Origin of the sequence: Chitinophaga filiformis (genome assembly GCF_900102545.1) — a bacterium.
GTDB classification, from domain to species: Bacteria; Bacteroidota; Bacteroidia; order Chitinophagales; family Chitinophagaceae; genus Chitinophaga; species Chitinophaga filiformis.
Window position 1 is genome coordinate 412,736 of the sequence record NZ_FNBN01000005.1, and the last position, 20,837, is coordinate 433,572.

The following is a 20,837-nucleotide window of genomic DNA, read 5'->3' on the forward strand; positions in this document are numbered from 1 at the left end:
CAAAAATAAATGTGCCTATTTTCCTGAGGCAAAAACGTTTTAGCTAATATGTTATAAAATTTCTATTTAAATAGACATAGACTGATAAATATTCCGGATTGAGATTTAAAAAGCGTACTTTTTGAGTAAATTAAGATGGGAATTTAACATAAATCTATTAAAAAAGCAGATTTGGTTGCAAATAACTATGAATTAAGGAAATAGTTGCCTAAGTTCGCAAACATCAATCAAAATCATTAAAATTCTTAAACAGGAAGTAATGGCTAACACCGCATCTACGCTTGCGCCGCCTAAACAGGCGGGCTATGTCCAGGCACTCAGTATTCTGGGGGTTCTTTATTTCATTATGGGGTTTGTAACATGGGTGAACGGGACGCTTATACCTTTCCTGCGTATTGCGTGTGAGCTCAACATCTCAGAAGCACTACTGGTGACGTTTGCGTTCTACCTGGCCTACTTCTTCCTCTCTGTACCTTCTTCCTTTATCATTAAAAGGACGGGCTTTAAGAACGGGATGGCCCTTAGCCTGGTGGTAATGGCTGCCGGCTCGCTCATCTTCATTCCTGCAGCAAACACGCGCAGCTTCGCTTTGTTCCTGACCGGCCTGTTTGTGCAGGGGGCGGGGCTTTCCTTGTTGCAGACAGCTTCCAATCCGTATGTCAGCATCATAGGTCCTATAGAGAGCGCGGCTAAACGTATCAGTATCATGGGTATCTGTAACAAGATAGCAGGCGCTGTCAGCCCGCTGATCCTGGCATCCATCGTGCTGAAAAATGCCACCGAACTGGAAAGCAAGATAGTGGCCGCTACTGATCCTGTAGAAAAAGCAGCATTGCTGGATAGCCTGGCTTCCCGTGTGATCGGTCCTTATATCGTAATGGCTGTTATACTGGTGCTGCTGGCCGTGGTTATCAGTCGTTCTTCCCTGCCTGAAATTGAAACAGACAAGAGCGATGCATCCGATGGCGCCGGTAAACCGATTGCAGGTAGCAGAACAAGTGTTTTCCAATATCCTTACCTGTTGCTGGGGGTGCTGTGTATCTTCATGTATGTTGGTGTGGAAGTAATGGCGGGAGACGTGATCGGTACCTATGGCAACGCACTGGGTATGAGCCTGGATAAGACCAAATACTTTACCACATTCACCCTGCTGGCAATGCTACTGGGTTATATTATTGGGATCATTACTATTCCGAAATACCTGTCGCAGGACAAAAGCTTACGGATCTCTGCCATCCTGGGCATCGTGTTTACCGTATGCGCTTTCATGACCACAGGGTATACTGCAGTTACTTTCATCGCTTTACTGGGTCTGGCTAACTCCCTGATGTGGCCTGCCATCTTCCCGCTGGCGATCGATAAGCTGGGCAGTTTTACGAAGATTGGTTCTGCCTTCCTGGTGATGGGTATCGTTGGTGGTGGTATACTGCCACAGATATATAGCGGTCTTTATAACAAAGAAAGCCTGTTCCACTTCCTGTATTCAGATACCATGGACTTCAGGCATGCATTCCTGTACTGTATGGTGCCTTGTTATCTGTACATCCTGTACTATGCGCTGGCAGGACATAAACTGGGTAAGAAATAATTGTACCTTGATCATAGAACAAAAGCCTTCCGCCATGGCGGAAGGCTTTTGTTTTTAATACTGGTCGTCCAGTGCAAAGATCGGTTTCCTATTCATCCATCTGCCGCGGGTGAAATCAGGGATGTACTGTACATTCCCGCCTTCTGCTACTGACTGCTCGCTCAGTGGCGTGATCGCATACCAGGTAGCCAGATCGTATACATCCAGGGCATAAGGTGCGCCCCGTTTAACACTTTCTATAAAGGAATTGATCACAAACCAGTCCATACCGCCGTGACCTGCACCGGCAGCGCTGCTGGTATAACGCTTCCATAAAGGGTGATCATACCTACCCATGTAACTGCCGGCATCCTTTTCTGATCCTGCTTTTTCCCATTCGTCATAAGGACTCTTACCTTCTACATAGATGGAATCGAAATCGTCCATCCACAGGCCATTAGTGCCCTGTACGCGGAAGTTCAGTGAATAGGGCCGGGGAGAGTTCGTATCATGTGAAAGCATGATGGTCTCGCCGTTGTTGGTGCGGATCAGTGTTGTGACGATATCGCCCAGTTTGAATTCTACTTTGGCGTTTGGATGGTTTTCACCTCCGTTGTCTACAATGTACTTATGCAGGCCCCTGGATTTGGTGGCCACAGAAGTGAGTGACAGCAGTCGGTTGCCCCGGTTGATGTTGATCATATTGGCAACAGGTCCCAGGCCATGTGTAGGGTACAAATCACCATTACGGTGTACACTGTGATTGGTGCGCCATTTGGCTTCAGACATGGCATTCTCGCCAAATTCCACGCCACCGCCATACAGTTGCTTACCGTTGTTGAACTTCACCTTACGCAGGTCATGCTGATAACCACCCTGGAGATGTGTCAGTTCGCCGAAAAGGCCCTGCCGTACCATGTTCAGTACAGCCATGACGTCGCGACGGTAGCATACATTCTCCATACCGAATAGCGGAATGCCGGTGTCTTCACTGGTATTCACAAGGTTCCAGCACTCCTGGATGTCGGATGCACCGCATACCTCTACTGCCGGCGTTTTACCTGCTTTCATGGCAGCGATAGCCTGGATGGAATGCCATTCCCAGGGAGTGGCAATGATCACGGCATCGATATCATCGCGTTTCAGCATGTTGTGAAAATCTTCGGGCCCGTTGCTGTATTCGGCTACTTTCTTTTTCCCGCCATAGGCCTTTTCGATCAACTGGCGCGACTGAGGAATAGCCCATTTGGTATCGGGATCGCAGATGGCAATAACATCTACATCCTCGCGGTGAAGGCATAGTTCCAGGTGCCCTTGTCCGCGGGCGCCTACTCCGATCAATCCTAGTCTTACTTTTTCTTTTTTGGTGTTTGCAAAGAGGCGGGCAGGGGTATTGAGGAGGGTCAATCCTACACCTGCTGCCACAGTGTTTTTGAGAAAGTTTCTCCTGTGTAAGTGCTGCTTTTTCATGCGTGTAAAGGTTTTAGCCCTTGCTAAAAGAACGAGACTGCTGGTGTATGTTGCTAATGTCTAAAAGTATAGAAAATGTGGTATAGTTGCTATAGCTCTTATAAAATAGTTTCTGCGGTATCTCCGGAACGACGCTGTTCGTAGCCTGTACGGCCATTACCCGGCTGATTTTCCTCCGACGGAAGGAACAATCAGTTGCCCCGGTTCTCCTGTATTTTAGCTTTCCCTGCATCAATTTTCTCCTCTTGTATGCTTGACGCTTTATTAAACATTATTTTTAGATGGATACAATGATCCTCCGGATCGTATCAGGAATAAACAAAACAGGTCGTATCACTGATTGCGCCGGAAGCAATTCCGGTTCCACGAAAGACAAACATCAGATGAGAAAATTTCTTTTAATGGCGGGGCTTTGCAGTACCCTGGCCACTGCTCATGCGCAGGAAATCGCCCCTTATGGCGCACTGCCTTCCAAAGCCCAGGCAGACTGGCAGGACATGGAATACTACATGTTCATCCACCTGGGTCCGAATACCTTTACTGACAATGAATGGGGACATGGGGATGAAGACCCGAAAGTGTTCAACCCTACTCAGCTGGATGCCCGTCAGTGGGCGCGTACCGCGAAACTGGCAGGAATGAAGGCGATCATTATCACCGCCAAACACCACGATGGCTTCTGCCTCTGGCCCAGTAAGTACAGCACCCATACCGTAAGGGAAAGTGCGTGGAAAAACGGGAAAGGCGATGTACTGAAAGAACTGTCCGCCGCCTGTAAGGAATATGGGCTGAAGTTCGGTGTGTACCTCTCTCCCTGGGACCGCAACCATCCAGCCTATGGCACGCCTGAATACAACCAGGTATTCGCCAATACCCTGAATGAGGTGCTCAGCAGCTATGGTCCGGTATTCGAACAGTGGTTTGATGGCGCCAATGGCGAAGGCCCGAATGGCAAAAAGCCTGTATATGACTGGGATCTTTTCCATAATACGGTATATAAGAATCAGCCCAATGCTGTCATCTTCAGCGACGTAGGTCCTGGTTGCCGTTGGGTAGGTAATGAAGATGGTATTGCCGGCACTACCAACTGGGCTACGCTGAATGTGAAAGGCTTTACGCCTGGAAAAGGCGCGCCTGCCCAGTCTGTGCTGAATGAAGGAAATATAAATGGTGAGAAATGGATACCGGCAGAATGCGATGTATCTATCCGTCCGGGATGGTTTTATAGCCCTTCTACCAACGATAAGGTAAAGAGTGTTCAGCAGCTGCTGGACATCTATTATGGTTCCGTAGGACGTAATGGCAACATGTTGCTGAACGTACCGGTAGACAGGAGAGGGCTGATCTATTCAGCAGACTCTATCCGCCTGATGGAATTTAAGCGCTTCCGGGATGCCAGCTTTAAAACAAACCTGGCGCTGAAAGCGAAAGTGACCGCTACTGAAACCCGCCAGAACAATGCGAAGGTGAAAGTGGCTAACCTGACAGATGGCAGGAACAGCACTTACTGGGCAACACCGGATGGCGTGCTGAAAGGTACGATCACCCTGACCTTTGCCAAGCCGACTTCCTTCAACAGGTTGGTCATGCAGGAATATATTGCCCTGGGCCAGCGTGTGAAAGCTTTCTCAGTAGAGGTCCTGGAAAACGGCGCCTTTAAGGAGATAGCAACCGCTACTACTATTGGTCATAAACGTATCCTGTCTTTCCCTGATGTAACCACCACTCAGGTGCGTATCAATATACAGGACGCCCTGGCTTGTCCGGTGATCAGCGAGATTCAGTTGTACAAAGCACCGGGATTAATGGCGGTGCCTGTTATCCATCGTAATAAACAGGGCGAGGTAAGCATTACCTGCTCTTCTCCTGATCCTGAACTGCGTTATACAACAGATGGCAAGGAGCCGGTGTACAGCTCTCCTAAATATACCGACGCTATTTCCCTGCCAGCCGGAGGTGTTGTAAAGGCAAAAGCATTCCTCGAAAAAGGAAAGAAAGCCAGCGCAACGGTAACAGCTGTTTATGATATCGCCCCGGCGAAATGGAAGGTAATCTCTACTGACAGTCAGACGAAAGGCGCCAACCCGGAAAAAGCGATAGACGGTAATCCGGAATCTTTCTGGGCTTCAGCGACCCAGCCGGAGGTAGCGAAGTATCCTCATGACATCCAGGTAGACCTGGGAGAAGAGCTGACGCTGAAGGGCTTTACCTATACACCGCGACACCTGACGGAGAAGGCGGGCACCATCTATAGTTATGCTTTCTATGTAAGTGAAGATGGTCAGAACTGGGGAACGCCAGTGGCACAAGGAAATTTTGCCAACATAGCAAACAATCCTGTGACACAAACAGTCAGATTTACTAAGCCGGTGAAGGGACATTTTATTAAGCTGGTGGCAGTTGCTCCTGCCAATGAAAAGGAGCAGTGGGCCACTGTGGCAGAACTAGGCGTAATTACCAAATAAGTAAATTATTGATTTTCAGCAGCTCCCCGTCAAACTGACGGGGAGTTTTTGTTATATGAATTTTAAAAATCTATGTTGGCCCGTAATTTGCAACTACCTATCTGATAATTTAACTTACCGTCTTTAATTTTTTTGACCGCGAAAAAAAATAATAGTATAACTTTGCGTTTGATTTTATTAAAGACAGTTTTTAACAATTTAATGCTGAACTGAAGTTGGAAAACTTTGCGGCCCATAACCTTTCTGCATATCATCCTTCTCTGATGGAAGGAGAGTACTCTATTGGGTTCAATGTCTTTAGATATCTTTCCCGACGACCTCGTATTTGATAGCGTCCGCTTACATAATGCACGCTATCGCAACACCGTGATTTTTCTCTCAGTCACATAACAAAGGTGTTTTTCATCCAGCAATGGATTCCAGATTATTAATTTTATTGATTTACGTTTTCAATTGACAAAATTGGAAAATCCAAATATCATTGTCAGGGTTGCTACCGCTGACGATAAGCATTATGGCAAAACCATCACTGACGAGATGGAAGCTTCCGCCAAAGCACGTGGTACAGGTATTGCCAAACGTTCTCCCGAGTATGTTCAACTTAAGATGGAGGAAGGTAAAGCCGTTATAGCACTCACAGATAAAGGCGAATGGGTAGGTTTTTGCTATATAGAAGCCTGGGGACATGAAAAATTTGTGGCCAACTCGGGGCTTATCGTGAATCCCGCCTTCAGGGGACATGGTGTGGCCAAGGCTATCAAGCACCGTGTGTTCGAACTGTCAAGGCAGAAATATCCTGACGCTAAAATATTTGGTCTGACTACAGGGCTTGCTGTAATGAAGATCAACTCGGAGCTGGGTTACGAACCGGTAACTTATTCAGAGCTGACAGACGATGAGGAGTTCTGGAAAGGATGCCGCAGTTGTGTGAACTTTGACGTGTTGACGAGCAAGAACCGTAAGAACTGTCTCTGTACCGCTATGCTGTACGATCCTGTTGAGAAAGCAAAAGAGGAGGCTGAGAAGAAGGAAGAGATGAAAAAGGCGATCCTGAGTATCAGAACAGAGACAGATGCACAGCCTCATCCGCAGGTACTGGTGGCAGCCAACGGTGAGATGAAGCACAAGAAAGCCAGGAAGTTCAAAGAGAATTTCAAACTGTTCGAAAGATGGCTGCGCTTCAAAAGACACGTGCTGCTGAAAGGTGGGAAGGAAGGTGTCAGTGGAGGCAGTGCACCAGCCAACAAGAAGAGATTCTTCCTGTTCAACTTATTTTAAGAGATCATTTTTTATTATAACGCATCGCCCATACAGTAGTGTGGAGAAGGAGCACAATCTTATCATAAATGAAAAAAGTCGTACTTGGATTTAGCGGAGGCCTTGATACTTCCTATTGCGTAAAATACCTGACAGAAGAAAAAGGGTATGAAGTGCATTCAGTTATCATCAATACCGGTGGCTTTTCAACGGAAGAGCTGCAGGAGATTGAAAAGCGTGCATATAGCCTGGGAGTGAAGAGTCATAAAACGGTAGATGCAGTACGTTCTTATTATGATAGTGCTATCAAATACCTGGTATTTGGTAATGTGTTGAAGAATAACACCTATCCGTTGAGCGTAAGTGCGGAGCGTGTTACACAGGCGCTGGTAATTGCCCAGCATGTGAAGGAACTGGGCGCTGATGCAGTAGCGCACGGTAGTACCGGTGCTGGTAACGACCAGGTGCGTTTCGATATGATCTTCCATATCATGATCCCCGGTGTTGAGATCATCACACCGATCCGTGATATGAAACTGAGCCGTGAAGAGGAGATTGCCTACCTGAAAGGTAAGGGCGTACAGATGAACTTCGAGAAAGCAGCTTATTCTATTAATAAAGGCATCTGGGGTACTTCCGTAGGTGGTAAGGAAACACTGACATCAGACGGGTTCCTGCCTGAAGAAGCATGGCCTACCCAGTTGTCAAAACAGGGTACTGAAAAAGTATCTCTGCAGTTTGTGAAAGGTGAATTGACCGGCGTGAACGGTAAGACCTTCGGTCATCCGTCAGAAGCTATCCAGCACCTGCAGGAACTGGCTGGTCCGTATGCTATCGGCCGCGATATCCACGTAGGAGATACGATTATCGGTATCAAAGGCCGTGTTGGTTTTGAAGCCGCTGCACCTGTGATCATCATCAAAGCACACCATGCACTGGAAAAACATGTATTGACCAAATGGCAGCTGAGCTGGAAAGACCAGTTGTCACAGTTCTACGGTAACTGGTTGCACGAAGGACAGGTAATGGACCCTGTAATGCGCGACATAGAAGCCTTCCTGCAGCACAGCCAGGAGCATGTAACAGGTGAAGTATATGTTACCCTGCAGCCTTACCGCTTCCAGGTAACAGGTATCAAATCTGAATATGACCTGATGAGCAGCAAGTTTGGTAAATACGGTGAAATGAACAGTGGCTGGACTGGCGAAGATGTGAGAGGTTTCAGCAAAATATTCGGTAACCAGACAATGATCTGGCATCAGATTGCAGAAAGTGTCAAGGACAAATAGCCGGAGGCGCAAAACACAAGAAAATGGCAAACGACAAGAAAATAAAGGCAGGGATTATTGGTGGAGCAGGATATGGCGGCGGTGAAATGATCCGTCTTTTATTGAATCATCCCAACGTAGAGATCTCTTATGTAAATAGCCGGAGTAATGCCGGCAATCCCCTGTACGCAGTACATGCCGACCTGCTGGGGGAAACTGAGCTCACTTTCACGGGTGAAGTCAGCAGCGATATAGATGTATTGTTCCTGTGTCTCGGACATGGAGAAGCAAAGAAATTCCTGGAAGAAACGGAGCTTGCTCCAGCTGTAAAAGTGATTGATCTCAGCCAGGACTTCAGGCTGGGGGAGACAGTGAAGGGAAGGGAGTTCGTATACGGACTGCCTGAAATGCAGCGGGAAAAGATCGTTACTGCCAATAATATTGCCAACCCGGGTTGTTTTGCAACTGGTATCCAGTTAGGATTGTTGCCATTGGCCAAAGCGGGTTTGCTGCAGGAAGTACATACCACCGGTATCACAGGATCCACCGGTGCAGGACAGAGTTTACAGGCTACCTCACATTTCACATGGAGGGCCAACAACATCTCCACTTACAAAGTACTGACCCATCAGCATTTAAAAGAAATCCGACGAAGCTTACAGCTGTTGCAGCCCTCCTTTGCCGGAGACGTGAACTTCGTACCGGTGCGTGGGGATTTTCCAAGAGGTATCTGGGTAACCTCTTACCTGCAGAGCGATTTGTCGCTTGAAGAAGCGCAGCAGCTGTATAAAGCCTACTACGCAGGACATCCGTTTACACATGTAAGTGATAAACAGATAGACCTGAAGCAGATCGTGAACACCAACAAATGCCTGATCCAGCTGGAAAAGGTAGGGAACAAACTGGTGATCCACTCTATAGAGGACAATCTGCTGAAAGGTGCGTCAGGACAAGCGGTACAGAACATGAACCTCCTGTTCGGACTGGATGAAACTGCGGGATTAAGGCTGAAGTCTATTGTGTTTTAAACTATGCCCAAGCTGGTGCCAATTTTAACAATCTCCCGTATCAAGCGGGAACAATCTGAGCTACGATGCAATTATTTGACGTATATCCCATTAATGATATCACTATAGAGAAAGCTGCGGGTTCCAATGTATGGGATGCGCAGGGCAATAAATATCTTGACCTGTATGGCGGTCATGCGGTAATTTCTATTGGTCATACACATCCTCACTACGTACAACGCTTAACAGATCAGTTACAGAAAGTAGGATTCTACTCCAACTCCATCAAAATACCATTGCAGCAGCAGCTGGCAGAGAAACTGGGTAAGATTTCCGGTAAGGAAGATTACCAGCTGTTCCTCTGTAACTCAGGCGCTGAGGCCAATGAGAATGCGCTGAAACTGGCGTCTTTCCACAACGGCAAGAAGAAGATCATCGCATTTAAAAAGTCCTTCCACGGAAGAACTTCACTGGCTGTTGCAGCTACCGACAATCCGAAGATTGTAGCACCGGTGAATGAAACAGACAACGTGGTATTCCTGCCCTGGCAGGATGAGGCAGCCCTGGAAGCAGCCTTTAAACAATATGAAGTATCTTCTGTTATCATCGAAGGTATTCAGGGCGTAGGCGGTATCCAGGTAGCAAGTGAGTCATTCCTGAAAAAGATCAGAAGTCTTTGTGATGCACACAATGCCGTGTTTATTGCTGATAGCGTGCAGTGTGGTTATGGCAGAAGCGGTAAATTCTACTCTCACGATTTTGCCGGTGTGAATGCAGACATTTACACGATGGCAAAAGGAATGGGTAATGGTTTCCCTATCGGTGGTATCATCATTGCTCCGCATATCAAACCTTCCTATGGTTTGCTGGGTACCACCTTCGGTGGTAATCACCTGGCTTGTGCAGCTGCACTGGCAGTACTGGAAGTGATAGAAAGGGACAACCTGATCGCCAATGCTGCGAAAGTAGGCGGTTACCTGATTGAACAACTGAAAGCATTCCCGCAGGTAAAAGAAGTAAGAGGAAGAGGATTGATGATCGGTATTGAGCTTCCGGATTCATTGGCTCATGTGAGGAAGGAACTGTTGTTCAAACACAGGATCTTTACAGGTGAAGCAAAACCGAACGTAATAAGACTGCTGCCTTCCCTGGCACTGACCATGGAACACGCAGATCAGTTCCTGACTGCATTCAAACAGGAAGTAGAGAAAAACTAAATAGTCATCATTACAGAGCCATACATAAAATGAAACAATTTATTTCCGTAGATGATGTGCCAAGTGTCCCGCGGTTAGTGGAGATAGCACTGGAGTACAAAAAACAGCCTTTCAAAGACAGGGCATTAGGACAGAACAAGACGCTGGGAATGATATTTCTGAACCCCAGTCTGCGAACACGATTGAGTACGCAGGTGGCGGCAAAGAATCTCGGAATGGAAGTAGTGGTATTTAACATCGATAAGGAAGGCTGGCAGCTGGAAATGAATGATGGCGCTATAATGAACGGAAATACTTCGGAGCACGTGAAAGAAGCTGCTGCTGTAATGGGGCAGTACTTCGACATCATGGCGATCCGTACTTTTCCGGGACTGAAAGATAAAGAGTCTGATTATAAGGAGAAATATATCAATCAGTTTATCAAATACGCAGGGGTACCTGTATTGAGCCTGGAAAGCGCGACCCTGCATCCTTTGCAGAGTTTAACAGACGTGATCACCATTAAGGAGCAATGGCAACAGCCACGCAGACCGAAAGTGGTAATGACCTGGGCGCCGCATGTAAAACCGCTGCCACAGGCTGTTCCCAACTCCTTCGCACAATGGGTTAATGCCTGGGGTGAAGCAGATTTCGTGATCACACATCCGGAAGGGTATGAACTGGATCCGAAATTCACCGGTAGTGCGCAGATTGAATACAACCAGGACAAAGCCCTGGAAGGTGCAGATTTTGTGTATGTAAAGAACTGGTCTTCTTATAAAGATTATGGCAAGATTACCTGTACAGACAGCAACTGGATGGTGACCAACGACAAACTGAAGGGAACCAACCAGGCGAAAGTGATGCACTGTTTACCGGTAAGAAGGAATGTGGTAATTGCTGATGAAGTGCTGGACGGACCTAATTCCATCGTGATCCCTGAAGCCGCAAACCGTGTATGGGCGGCACAGGCGGTATTAAGCCAGATCTTAAAAGGTTAATTTGTATGATCGATCTCTTTGTAATAAAAGTCGGCGGTAACGTCATCGATAATCCGAAGTTGCTGGAAGAATTCCTCAGGAATTTTGCAGCAATCAAGGGAAAGAAAATACTGATCCATGGGGGTGGCAAAATTGCCACCCGCATTGGAGACAAGCTGGGTATTGAGTCAAAATATGTCAACGGCCGCCGTATCACTGATGCGGAGACGATTGACGTAGTGACAATGGTATACGGTGGATTAGTGAATAAGCAGCTGGTGGCTAAATTACAGGCCAATGGCTGTAATGCGATCGGTATGACAGGCGCTGATGCCAATATCATTCCGGCTGTTAAACGTCCGGTGAAAGAGATCGATTATGGATTTGTAGGAGATATCAACACGGCAGATGTACAGGGAGCTTCCCTGAAGGCATTGCTGGAAGCTGAGCTGGTACCGGTATTTGCGCCGCTTACACATGATGGTAATGGACAGATGCTGAACACCAATGCTGATACTATCGCTTCATCACTGGCAATAGCTTTGTCGAAGTTTTACAACGTAAGACTGATCTATTGTTTCGAGAAGAAAGGTGTGCTGCATAGCCCTGATGATGATAATTCTGTTATTACCCTGATAGACCGTATGATCTATGAGGAACTGAAGGCTGATAACGTGCTGACAGACGGTATCCTGCCTAAACTGGAAAATGCTTTCGCAGCTATAGAAAGTGGTGTGGCGGAAGTACTGATTGGTCATGCTGATGACGTACAGAGCAACACCACAGATACAGTAGCGGGTACTTTAATACGCTAAACCTATGTGGAACCAACAGCTGTATGATGATGCAGTAACTTTGTTAAAAGGGCTGATCTCCATCCCTTCCCTGAGCAGGGAGGAACAGGGGACTGCCCAATTGATCGCTGATTTTCTGAGAGAGCGGAATATTCCTTATCAGCAACACCTGAATAATATCTGGGCAAAAAATAAACATTTTGACCCTGCAAAGCCCGTCATTGTTTTTAATTCTCACCACGATACGGTAAAACCTAATCCGCAATACACACGCGACCCTTTTTCTCCCGACGTCGAAGATGGCAAATTGTTCGGCCTTGGCAGTAATGACGCAGGCGGTTGCCTGGTCAGTCTTATCGCTACCTTTCTGCATTTCTATGATCGTAGCGATATGGCTTACAACATCATTCTTACTGCCACGGCAGAAGAAGAGATCAGTGGTGTAAATGGTATTGAAAGCATCCTTTCACAATTACCGGCGATTGATTTTGCCATCGTAGGAGAGCCTACGCAAACACAACTGGCCACTGCTGAAAAAGGCCTGATGGTACTGGATTGTACCGTGTATGGCAAAGCAGGACATGCGGCACGTGATGAGGGAGAGAATGCGCTGTACAAGGCGTTGCCGGATATAGAGTGGTTCAGGACTTACCGCTTTCCTAAAGTGTCTGATACATTAGGCCCCGTGAAGATGAGCGTAACAGTGATCAACACCTCCAACAAAGCACATAACGTGGTACCGGCAGATTGTACCTTTGTGGTGGATGTGCGCGTAACAGAACAGTATACGCTGGAAGAAGTGCTGGACATCATCCGTGCAAATGTGAAATGTGAAGTGAAGCCACGTTCCCTGCGTATGCGTCCTTCAGGTATTCCGATAGACCATCCTTTTGTACAGGGTGGCTTACGTCATGGCAAGACGACTTATGGCTCGCCCACCACATCAGATCAGGCGCTGATACCGGCAACTTCCATCAAGATGGGACCTGGCGATTCTGCCCGTTCGCATACTGCGGATGAATACATTTACCTGGATGAGATCCGTCAGGGTATTGATAGTTACATTAAATTACTGGAAGAAATCTTGTAGATATGAAAATCTGGCAAAAGGATAAAGCTGCGCTGGCAGAAGTGGACAAGTTCACCGTCGGTAAAGACCGTGAAATGGACGCTTATCTGGCGCCCTTCGATGTGCTGGGATCACTGGCACATACGGCCATGCTGGAGAGCATCGGGCTGTTGACAGCAGATGAACTGACCATCCTGCAAAAGGAATTAAAACAGATATACAAAGAGATACAGGAGGGCAATTTTACACTGGAAGATGGGGTGGAAGACATCCATTCACAGGTAGAATTAATACTAACCCGCAGACTGGGAGAAGTAGGCAAGAAGATCCACAGCGGCCGTTCCCGTAACGACCAGGTGCTGGTAGACCTGAAGCTGTTCCTCCGTCATGAGCTGGAAGTATTGGTAGGAGAGGTAAAGATCTTATTCGATCTGCTGCAACAGAAAAGTATTCAATACAAAGATCATCTCATACCTGGTTACACCCACCTGCAGATAGCGATGCCATCTTCTTTCGGATTATGGTTTGGCGCTTATGCGGAAAGTCTGGTAGATGACCTGACTGTGTTACAGGGCGCTTATAAAGTAGTGAATAAAAACCCATTGGGTTCTGCTGCCGGATATGGTTCTTCTTTCCCCCTGAATCGTACTATGACCACACAGTTACTGGGTTTTGATGACCTGAACTATAATGTGGTGTATGCACAGATGGGGCGTGGAAAAACAGAAAAGATCGTTGCCTTTGCACTGGCAGGCATTGCTTCTACGGTGGCGAAGATGGCCATGGACGCTTGTCTGTTCATGAACCAGAACTTTGGTTTTATCAGTTTCCCTGATGAACTGACCACGGGCTCCAGCATCATGCCTCACAAGAAGAATCCTGATGTATGGGAACTGATCCGCTCACATGGCAACAAACTGCAGGCATTACCGAATGAGATCACCATGATGATCACAAACCTGCCAAGTGGTTATCACCGTGACCTGCAGCTGCTGAAGGAGAACCTGTTCCCTGCATTTGGCGTGCTGAAAGATTGCCTGCGGATGGCTGGATTAATGCTGGAGAATATCCGCATTAAAGAGAACATACTCGATGATGAGAAATACCGCTACCTGTTCAGCGTTGAAGTGGTGAACAAGCTTGTACTGGAAGGGGTGCCTTTCCGTGAAGCATATAAGCAGGTAGGATTGGATATCGAGAAAGGTAATTTTGCACCCGAGCAAACCGTGCAACATACACATGAAGGAAGTATCGGTAATCCGGGTAATGAAGAAGTGAACAGGATGATGGAAGAAGTGATCAAAGGATTTCCTTTCGGGAAAGTGGCAGCAGCGGTGGAGAAGTTGTTAAGTTAAGTAAAAGATGATATCCGATATAAAAGCAGCAGCCTGAAAGTATCATACTTTCAGGCTGCTGCTTTTATATGTATTTACTAAATAGCTTCGATAGATAATCTGGTGGATTTCTCTTTTTCGTCATATTCGGAAACAATGATGTGGCCATCCTTTGCAGGATAGATGTTTGTTTTTACCTCATTATTGTTCTTGACTATTTTCCGCGCGATCTTTTTCTCATGGACATTGTAGATAATAATATCTTTTTCGCCTTTAACAATCAGGAAGGAAGTTTTGGTGTCCGGGTTGGTTAAGGAATAAAAACTGCAGTTATCAGCGAATTGAAATACCGGCGCCACATTCTTTCGTTTATATATTTCGGTGCCGATGCTGTCAACGTAGCTGATCTTGCCATTCTTATCCATTTGCATCAACAGTACATCATCGAAGGAATAGGTGCCGAATGCACCTGTTGCCATCATAACATAATAGGGGATCAGCAATGGCATTGTTGCTATACCGGCAATCAGAGCTCCCTTGTTTTTCTTTGCAGTAAGGCGGCTTCCCAGGAAATAAGTGTTGCCCTCAAAGTCTCTGAAAGAAGGGCGCGGCACGATGTGACCCTGAGCGCTGTTGATGTAACCTTTGGTGGTGATATCATTACCAGCGCTGTCAGCCCAGCAGGAATAAACGGTTTTCACATCTTCTTTATGGGCGCCGTTTATATCCATTTTGAAAATGCCTTTGAACGCTCCGTTGTAGATGTCGTATACGTTTCCCTCGCTGTTCTCCTGGAATTTACCGGCAACAATGCCAGAGATAAATAGTTTACCGGTAGCGGGGTCATTCCCAAAGCCAAGAATATCCAGCGTACGTTGTTTTTTATCCCTTAGTGGCAGTTTCAGTGTAGGAGAGTTGGCGGTGCCACTGTATCCATAGAGGGTATAACCGCTGCCGTATTCCTCTGCTTTTTGCGTCAGCAGGTAGATATCATCGCCGGCAGTATGCAGATAATAAGTGGCTGCGATTTCTTTCACTTGTCGTTCACTGATCTTTTCACCGGCAGCATTAAAAGTGAGCAAAGATTTTTTAGTCTTGTCACCATAGAAGGCGGCAAAACCCACACCGCTGATATTTTTCAGCTGGATGTCCTGTTTGAGCGGACGTATACCTGCGTCGTATTCTTTGAGTGCTACATACAGATCGACGTCAGCCTTCTTTTCGAAGGTTTTCGTAATCTCACCCTGCAGGTTGATGAACTGTGCGAAGAAAGATACGTAGCCTTTCTTTGCTGCTATTTTGTAAGAGATTTTGTGTTTTGCAGTCGTACCTAATATATCACTTTTGATGTAGGTCAGACAGAGGATATCCTGCTCGAAGGCTACGCTGCGCAGGTTTAGCTTCTGCTGACGGAACTTTACCTTTCCGATATCGTTCAGGTTTTCGTCCATGATAGTGATCTCGTAGTTAAAAGAGTCCTTGCTGGCTTTTTCCAGTTCTGTAAATGTCAGATAGCCTACAAGGCTTCCATCCTGCAAAATACTGTGCAGAGAGGTGGAAATGCCACTGCCTACCTGTTTGAATACCCTTGACTGGGCGTGGGTATTAAGTACAATAAATAGCGTGGATAGGAATAATAGGAGTCTTTTTTTCATTTTGAATGTTTGATAAGTGCAACTAAGAGGTATAGGTTTGAATTTGTGACGTACAGTGCCTGCACCGGTCGGAAAGGTGATTTGCAATGAAAGTCTTTGCTCTGCCAGGTATGTGAACAGTTGTGGTCATATGCGACCGGGTATAAGGTATCATGCAATGTCCCCTCGAAGGTATAGGTGTGATTTTCAAGCAATATAATGAAAAATAATACTATATAGACAGAAATCATTTTCAGACAGGTCACAAACTGCGAAAAAAAAAGGCCGTCCGTTATCAGCGGACGGCCCCATTCCTATTTAAAGCTAAATTAGAAGGCTATATTGACGCCAGCGAAGAAATTGGTACCTGCCATCGGATAATATCCGTTCGTCGATTTTTCGACCCCATCCTCTCTATATGCGTAAGTCCATCCGTTGGGTGAGTACTTCTTATTCCAGATATTGTTCAGCATAAACTGTAAACCCAGTTCTTTAAACAGGGGTTGTGGTATTATGTAGTTAATGCGGAGATCGTTCGTATAATAGCCATCCAGGCTGCGTTCTTTCGTGCTGGTGTTATCCAGGTATTGCCTGCTTACATATTTGCCCAGGAGGCTTATTTCCAGGTTCCTGATTGGCTTGGCTGTCAATGTATAACCGCCTACGAAGGAAGGAGAGAAGGCAATATTGCTGTTGTTGTAAGTGGCTGTATCCTGCAGGCCGGTGTTGTAGTTGTCAACAAAGTTCCTGAAGTCTTTTACCTTGTTACGGCTCAGGGCTGCGTTGGCAGACAGGGTGAAGAGATGCCCCAGTCTTGTACTTGCCTGCAGCTCTACGCCGGCACGGTAGCTTTTAGGAATATTGGTGCGGGTATAAGCGCCTACATCATTTAACTGGCCGGTTTGTACCAGCTGGTTTTTATAATTCATGTAGTAGGCATTGGCCTGTAATACCAGGTTGCTGCTGCGGTAAGAATATCCTGCTTCGATATCGCGCAGTGTTTCGTGCTTAGGAGTATTGTTCAGACCTGCTTCGAAGTCGTCGCGGTTAGGTTCTTTATTACCCACTGCAAAGGAGGCATATACTTCCTGGTGGCTATCCAGCGTATAGGAAATACCTGCTTTAGGATTGAAGAAGTTATAGTCATTGTGTTGTATCAGGTGAGGATTATCGTCAAAACCGTCGATATTGTATTTCACTGTACGGTATTGCAGATCGGCAAACAGGCGAAGCGCTGTTGTGAGTTTGTATTCACCCTTCCAGTAGATGTTGAAATCACGTTTGAAGGCGTCGTTATCGTAATATTTGTGATCCTTATCTATAGCATATTGGGCCCAGATGATCTTACCATAGTGGCTGCCCTCATAGCGATTCCAGCCCCCACCCAGGCTCCAGTTCAGGTGAGTGCCTTTATAGTTCACAGAGAAGATACCACCATAGAAATAGTTGTCCAGCCAGAGTTGTCTGATAAGATCTGTTTTTGTTACAGGCGCGCCGTTGATAACAGGATCAGTGATGCCGTAGTCGGCAAATGCTTCTGCTTCCCTGTATTGCTCATAATAGCCCCTGCCGCGGGTATAGTGTGCCGCAACGTTGAAATCGAGCCTGGAGTTGAGAGACTGGTTCAGGAACAGCTGGTAATGGTCCTGCTGATAGTTATCAGTTTCATTATCGTAGTAGGAACCGTCAGAACGTTGTCCGGCGGAATTGTATGTACGATGTGTTTTCAGCGAATCAAACGGTACGCCATTCCATGCCTGGTAAGTCTTTTCCTTACCGGAAAATACATTGAGGCGGATGGCGGTGTTTTTGGAAATATAGGCAGCAGATGTATAGAAGGAGCGCAGATCAGAAGTGGCGCGATCTATATAACCATCTGAAGATATTTTGGATAGTCTGGCATCAATGGTGAAGTGATCATTGATCAAACCGGAACCTGCTTTCACCGTATGTTTCCAGGAATTAAAGGAACCGTAACTGTTACTGATCTCACCATAGGCTTTATCTCTGAAATCGTTGGTGCTAAGGTTCAGCGAAGCGCCGAAAGCGCCGGCTCCATTGGTAGAAGTACCTACACCACGTTGCAGCTGAATACTGCTGACAGAAGACGCAAAGTCAGGCATGTTCACAAAGAAAGTACCCTGTGATTCGGCATCATTGATAGGGATACCATTTGCAGTGACATTGATACGGGTGATATCGGAACCTCTCACGCGGATGCCTGTGTATCCGATCCCTGTACCGGCATCGGAGTTCGTTACCACACCTGGTTGCTGGTTGAGTAGCAGCGGCAGGTCTTGTCCGAGGTTCTGCCTTTTGATGTCTTCGGCATTCAGGGTTGACTGTGTGAAAGGGGAGTGTTCACCTGCACGCAGACTGGTAATCTCAACGGGCTTTACGAACAGGCCTGTTTCTTCCAGTGAGATATCTGTCTGAATGCTGCTGCCGTTGGCGTTGATATTTGTTGTAAATGTCTTAAAGCCGAGATAAGCAGCCTGTAAGGTGTATTGCCCCTTTGAGGAGATGGTAAAGCGGTATTGACCATTTGCGTCGGTATAAACGCCGGTATTGGAGGAAGGGATACTGACAGATACGCCCTGTAGCGGTTTGCCATTGTTCTTGTCAGTCACTGTTCCTGTCAGCACGGTTTGCGCGTGTACAGTACTTAAGCTGCATAGCAGCAAAAGAAATAAAACTTGTCTCATGGACTACGACGGTTTAATAGCTTACAATCTGAAGCTTTCTTTCAACAATAATGTGGTGGGTAAGGAAGAGATTGTTCGCTTACCTTTCCTAAACAGCATTACCTGGTCAGGTTCAACGGGTCTGATCTCAGCCTGATAGTAAGGCACCCCGAGGTGAAACAAGGGAGTTTTGAATGCTAATTTGCGCCAGTACGCACTCCTGTTTCCGGAACAAAGTTATAGTTGCTACGATTAAAAAGAGAAAATATTTTTCACAATGAAAGAAAATGTATAATTTCCACATGTTATACTTCTCGTATACATCTCTCTCAAATTGAATCCTCCCTGAACTTTTTTTATCGTTAACCAAATTGAATCTGTAATGATCAGACTACAGTTAATCGGGCATCTTGGACAAGATGCAGTTCAGCGGCAAGTAAATGGCAAGACCGTACTCAGCTTTCGTGTCGCTCATACCAGGCGGTACACAAACAAGGACGGCGTAATGCAGGAAAAGACCATCTGGGTAGATTGCTCGTACTGGGAGCATGAAAAGGTGGGGCCTTATCTCACTAAGGGGACACATGTATACATAGATGGCACGCCTTCTGTAGAAGTATATGTGAACAATCAGGGAGAGCAAGTAGCTACACTCCGGTTGCAGGTCTCCACTTTAAAGTTACTTTCCAGGCCGCGTAGCAGCAGTGGAAGGGAGCAGGATGTGGAAGAAGTAGCAGCCGATGATACGGATGTTGCAGACGACCTGCCTTTTTAGGGAGCGTTGCAGGATGCTTATCGTAGAGCGGAAGTTCCCCTGAGAGGATTGAAAGGTTCCTATTGCGAACAGTCAGTAGTTGTGTAGCAGTTGCGGACGTGGTCGCCGAAGCACGTTGAAATGTTTTTGCTAACCAGGCAGCAGAGCAACATTTGTTATAGCGGTAGCGGACGTGACGGCGTGGCATACTGAAACGCTTTCCTGTAGTACATTTTATGTGAATCGGAAAGATGAGTGCTGGTTGTTTTTTTAATCTTTTTCAGATTTTTCTAAAAAAGATTTGGCCGGAATGATTTTAATCCTATCTTTGCACCCTCATTGCGAGGTAGAGCAGAGGTAGCTCGTCGGGCTCATAACCCGAAGGTCAGGGGTTCGAATCCTCTCCTCGCTACAAAAAATCAAAGCAAAAAAAGGCCGAAGTGATTCGGCTTTTTTTATTTCAGGAAGTTAAGGAAATTCGTTGTGCATGCATAAAGCTGGTTTCGTCAATATCTTCGGTAAGGCCAATGCAGGGAAAAGTACCCTGATGAACGCGCTGGTGGGCGAGAAGCTTGCTATTGTATCCCCGAAGGTACAAACGACCAGGCACCGCATTACGGGGGTAGTCACCACGCCGGAATACCAGATCGTATTCTCTGACACTCCGGGTATTATCGATCCCCGTTACCGGCTGCACGAAAAAATGATGGGTGCTGTTAAATCAGCGCTGGAAGATGCCGATGTGGCCATGTTGCTCATGGACGCTAAGGACAACCTCGAAGAGAACCTGGAGCTGTTCGGATCCTTGAAACTGAAGGCCCGCAGCATCCTGGTGATCAACAAGTCGGATCTCCTGCTAAAAGAAGAGCTGGATGCACTGGTAAAGAAATGTGAAGAGTGGGGAAAAACAGAGAAAGTGGTTGTGATCTCTGCCATGCAGGGAAAAGGTCTCCCCGCATTACTGGAAACTGTGGTAGCGATGCTCCCCGAAAGTGATCCCTTCTATCCGGAAGATACGTTAACCGATAAGTCTACACGTTTCTTTGTAGCTGAGATCATCCGGGAAAAGATATTTCACCTGTTTGACGAAGAGATCCCTTATCATACTGCGGTAATTGTTACACAGTACCAGGAGAAGACTACGCTGATCAAGATCTCAGCGGAGATCATTGTAACGCGTGAAACGCAGAAAGCGATCATCCTGGGTGATAAAGGCGCTTCCATTAAAAAGATCGGTACGCTGGCCCGCCAGGATATCGAGAAATTTGTGGGTCAGAAAGTTTTCCTTGAACTATTTGTGAAAGTGCGCAGCAAGTGGCGGGATAATGATATTTATTTAAGGGAATACGGTTATTAAT

15 protein-coding genes, 1 tRNA gene and 1 riboswitch are annotated in these 20,837 nt (G+C 46.5%); of the genes, 13 read left to right on the forward strand and 3 right to left on the reverse strand.

What is annotated here, in order from left to right:
• Positions 1–259 precede the first annotated feature (259 nt).
• The gene (locus BLR32_RS21835) at positions 260–1,588 is read left to right on the forward strand and encodes a sugar MFS transporter (RefSeq protein ID WP_089834972.1); all 1,329 of its coding nucleotides are present in this window, start codon (positions 260–262) and stop codon (positions 1,586–1,588) included.
• Positions 1,589–1,642: 54 nt separating this feature from the next.
• Here BLR32_RS21835 and BLR32_RS21840 read toward each other — a convergent pair whose 3' ends face one another.
• The gene (locus tag BLR32_RS21840; RefSeq protein ID WP_089834973.1) at positions 1,643–3,037 is read right to left on the reverse strand and encodes a Gfo/Idh/MocA family protein; all 1,395 of its coding nucleotides are present in this window, start codon (positions 3,035–3,037) and stop codon (positions 1,643–1,645) included.
• A 281-nt stretch (positions 3,038–3,318) separates the two neighbouring features.
• Here BLR32_RS21840 and BLR32_RS21845 point away from each other — a divergent pair, with 281 nt between their 5' ends.
• The 9 genes from BLR32_RS21845 (at position 3,319) to argH (ending at position 14,428) form a co-directional block, all read left to right on the forward strand.
• Complete coding sequence (locus tag BLR32_RS21845) at positions 3,319–5,502, forward strand: discoidin domain-containing protein (protein WP_245705495.1); 2,184 nt, start codon at positions 3,319–3,321, stop codon at positions 5,500–5,502.
• A gap of 462 nt (positions 5,503–5,964) precedes the next feature.
• Entirely contained in the window at positions 5,965–6,780 is an 816-nt protein-coding gene (locus tag BLR32_RS21855) for a GNAT family N-acetyltransferase (RefSeq protein ID WP_245705496.1), read from the forward strand.
• Between the two features lie 68 nt (positions 6,781–6,848).
• Entirely contained in the window at positions 6,849–8,048 is a 1,200-nt protein-coding gene (locus BLR32_RS21860) for an argininosuccinate synthase (protein ID WP_089834975.1), read from the forward strand.
• Positions 8,049–8,071: 23 nt separating this feature from the next.
• Positions 8,072–9,055, forward strand: coding sequence for an N-acetyl-gamma-glutamyl-phosphate reductase (gene argC, locus BLR32_RS21865; protein WP_089834976.1), 984 nt, complete (start codon positions 8,072–8,074; stop codon positions 9,053–9,055).
• A gap of 65 nt (positions 9,056–9,120) precedes the next feature.
• Positions 9,121–10,251: an aspartate aminotransferase family protein gene (locus BLR32_RS21870; RefSeq protein ID WP_089834977.1), complete on the forward strand. Its 1,131-nt coding sequence runs from the start codon at positions 9,121–9,123 to the stop codon at positions 10,249–10,251.
• Positions 10,252–10,280: 29 nt separating this feature from the next.
• Positions 10,281–11,231 carry an N-acetylornithine carbamoyltransferase gene (locus tag BLR32_RS21875; protein WP_089834978.1) on the forward strand — a complete coding sequence of 317 codons (951 nt, stop codon included), beginning with the start codon at positions 10,281–10,283 and terminating at the stop codon, positions 11,229–11,231.
• Between the two features lie 5 nt (positions 11,232–11,236).
• Complete coding sequence (gene argB / locus BLR32_RS21880) at positions 11,237–12,025, forward strand: acetylglutamate kinase (protein WP_089834979.1); 789 nt, start codon at positions 11,237–11,239, stop codon at positions 12,023–12,025.
• A gap of 4 nt (positions 12,026–12,029) precedes the next feature.
• Positions 12,030–13,094: a M20 family metallo-hydrolase gene (locus BLR32_RS21885; RefSeq protein WP_089834980.1), complete on the forward strand. Its 1,065-nt coding sequence runs from the start codon at positions 12,030–12,032 to the stop codon at positions 13,092–13,094.
• A 2-nt stretch (positions 13,095–13,096) separates the two neighbouring features.
• Positions 13,097–14,428: an argininosuccinate lyase gene (argH, locus tag BLR32_RS21890; protein ID WP_089834981.1), complete on the forward strand. Its 1,332-nt coding sequence runs from the start codon at positions 13,097–13,099 to the stop codon at positions 14,426–14,428.
• A gap of 77 nt (positions 14,429–14,505) precedes the next feature.
• Here argH and BLR32_RS21895 read toward each other — a convergent pair whose 3' ends face one another.
• Together BLR32_RS21895 and BLR32_RS21900 are read right to left on the reverse strand one after the other, a co-directional pair.
• A complete protein-coding gene (locus tag BLR32_RS21895) occupies positions 14,506–16,062 on the reverse strand; it encodes a DUF6770 family protein (RefSeq protein ID WP_089834982.1) in 1,557 nt (518 codons plus the stop codon).
• A gap of 308 nt (positions 16,063–16,370) precedes the next feature.
• Positions 16,371–18,746: a TonB-dependent receptor gene (locus BLR32_RS21900; RefSeq protein WP_089834983.1), complete on the reverse strand. Its 2,376-nt coding sequence runs from the start codon at positions 18,744–18,746 to the stop codon at positions 16,371–16,373.
• Between the two features lie 68 nt (positions 18,747–18,814).
• Positions 18,815–18,907: riboswitch (TPP riboswitch) on the reverse strand.
• 200 nt (positions 18,908–19,107) lie between these two features.
• Here BLR32_RS21900 and BLR32_RS21905 point away from each other — a divergent pair.
• From BLR32_RS21905 to era, 3 genes are all read left to right on the forward strand, one after another.
• The gene (locus BLR32_RS21905; protein ID WP_089834984.1) at positions 19,108–19,500 is read left to right on the forward strand and encodes a single-stranded DNA-binding protein; all 393 of its coding nucleotides are present in this window, start codon (positions 19,108–19,110) and stop codon (positions 19,498–19,500) included.
• Between the two features lie 319 nt (positions 19,501–19,819).
• A tRNA-Met gene (locus tag BLR32_RS21910) sits at positions 19,820–19,891 on the forward strand.
• Positions 19,892–19,966: 75 nt separating this feature from the next.
• Positions 19,967–20,836, forward strand: coding sequence for a GTPase Era (gene era, locus BLR32_RS21915; RefSeq protein WP_089834985.1), 870 nt, complete (start codon positions 19,967–19,969; stop codon positions 20,834–20,836).
• Position 20,837: the final 1 nt, after the last annotated feature.

What these genes read in the sequence shown, in the direction of transcription:
- BLR32_RS21835 (WP_089834972.1), top strand. Translation starts at nt 260, where the DNA reads ATGGCTAACACCGCATCTACGCTTGCGCCGCCTAAACAGGCGGGCTAT.
- BLR32_RS21840 (WP_089834973.1), bottom strand. Translation starts at nt 3,037, where the DNA reads ATGAAAAAGCAGCACTTACACAGGAGAAACTTTCTCAAAAACACTGTG.
- BLR32_RS21845 (WP_245705495.1), top strand. Translation starts at nt 3,319, where the DNA reads ATGGATACAATGATCCTCCGGATCGTATCAGGAATAAACAAAACAGGT.
- BLR32_RS21860 (WP_089834975.1), top strand. Translation starts at nt 6,849, where the DNA reads ATGAAAAAAGTCGTACTTGGATTTAGCGGAGGCCTTGATACTTCCTAT.
- argC (WP_089834976.1), top strand. Translation starts at nt 8,072, where the DNA reads ATGGCAAACGACAAGAAAATAAAGGCAGGGATTATTGGTGGAGCAGGA.
- BLR32_RS21870 (WP_089834977.1), top strand. Translation starts at nt 9,121, where the DNA reads ATGCAATTATTTGACGTATATCCCATTAATGATATCACTATAGAGAAA.
- BLR32_RS21875 (WP_089834978.1), top strand. Translation starts at nt 10,281, where the DNA reads ATGAAACAATTTATTTCCGTAGATGATGTGCCAAGTGTCCCGCGGTTA.
- argB (WP_089834979.1), top strand. Translation starts at nt 11,237, where the DNA reads ATGATCGATCTCTTTGTAATAAAAGTCGGCGGTAACGTCATCGATAAT.
- BLR32_RS21885 (WP_089834980.1), top strand. Translation starts at nt 12,030, where the DNA reads ATGTGGAACCAACAGCTGTATGATGATGCAGTAACTTTGTTAAAAGGG.
- argH (WP_089834981.1), top strand. Translation starts at nt 13,097, where the DNA reads ATGAAAATCTGGCAAAAGGATAAAGCTGCGCTGGCAGAAGTGGACAAG.
- BLR32_RS21895 (WP_089834982.1), bottom strand. Translation starts at nt 16,062, where the DNA reads ATGAAAAAAAGACTCCTATTATTCCTATCCACGCTATTTATTGTACTT.
- BLR32_RS21900 (WP_089834983.1), bottom strand. Translation starts at nt 18,746, where the DNA reads ATGAGACAAGTTTTATTTCTTTTGCTGCTATGCAGCTTAAGTACTGTA.
- BLR32_RS21905 (WP_089834984.1), top strand. Translation starts at nt 19,108, where the DNA reads ATGATCAGACTACAGTTAATCGGGCATCTTGGACAAGATGCAGTTCAG.
- era (WP_089834985.1), top strand. Translation starts at nt 19,967, where the DNA reads ATGCATAAAGCTGGTTTCGTCAATATCTTCGGTAAGGCCAATGCAGGG.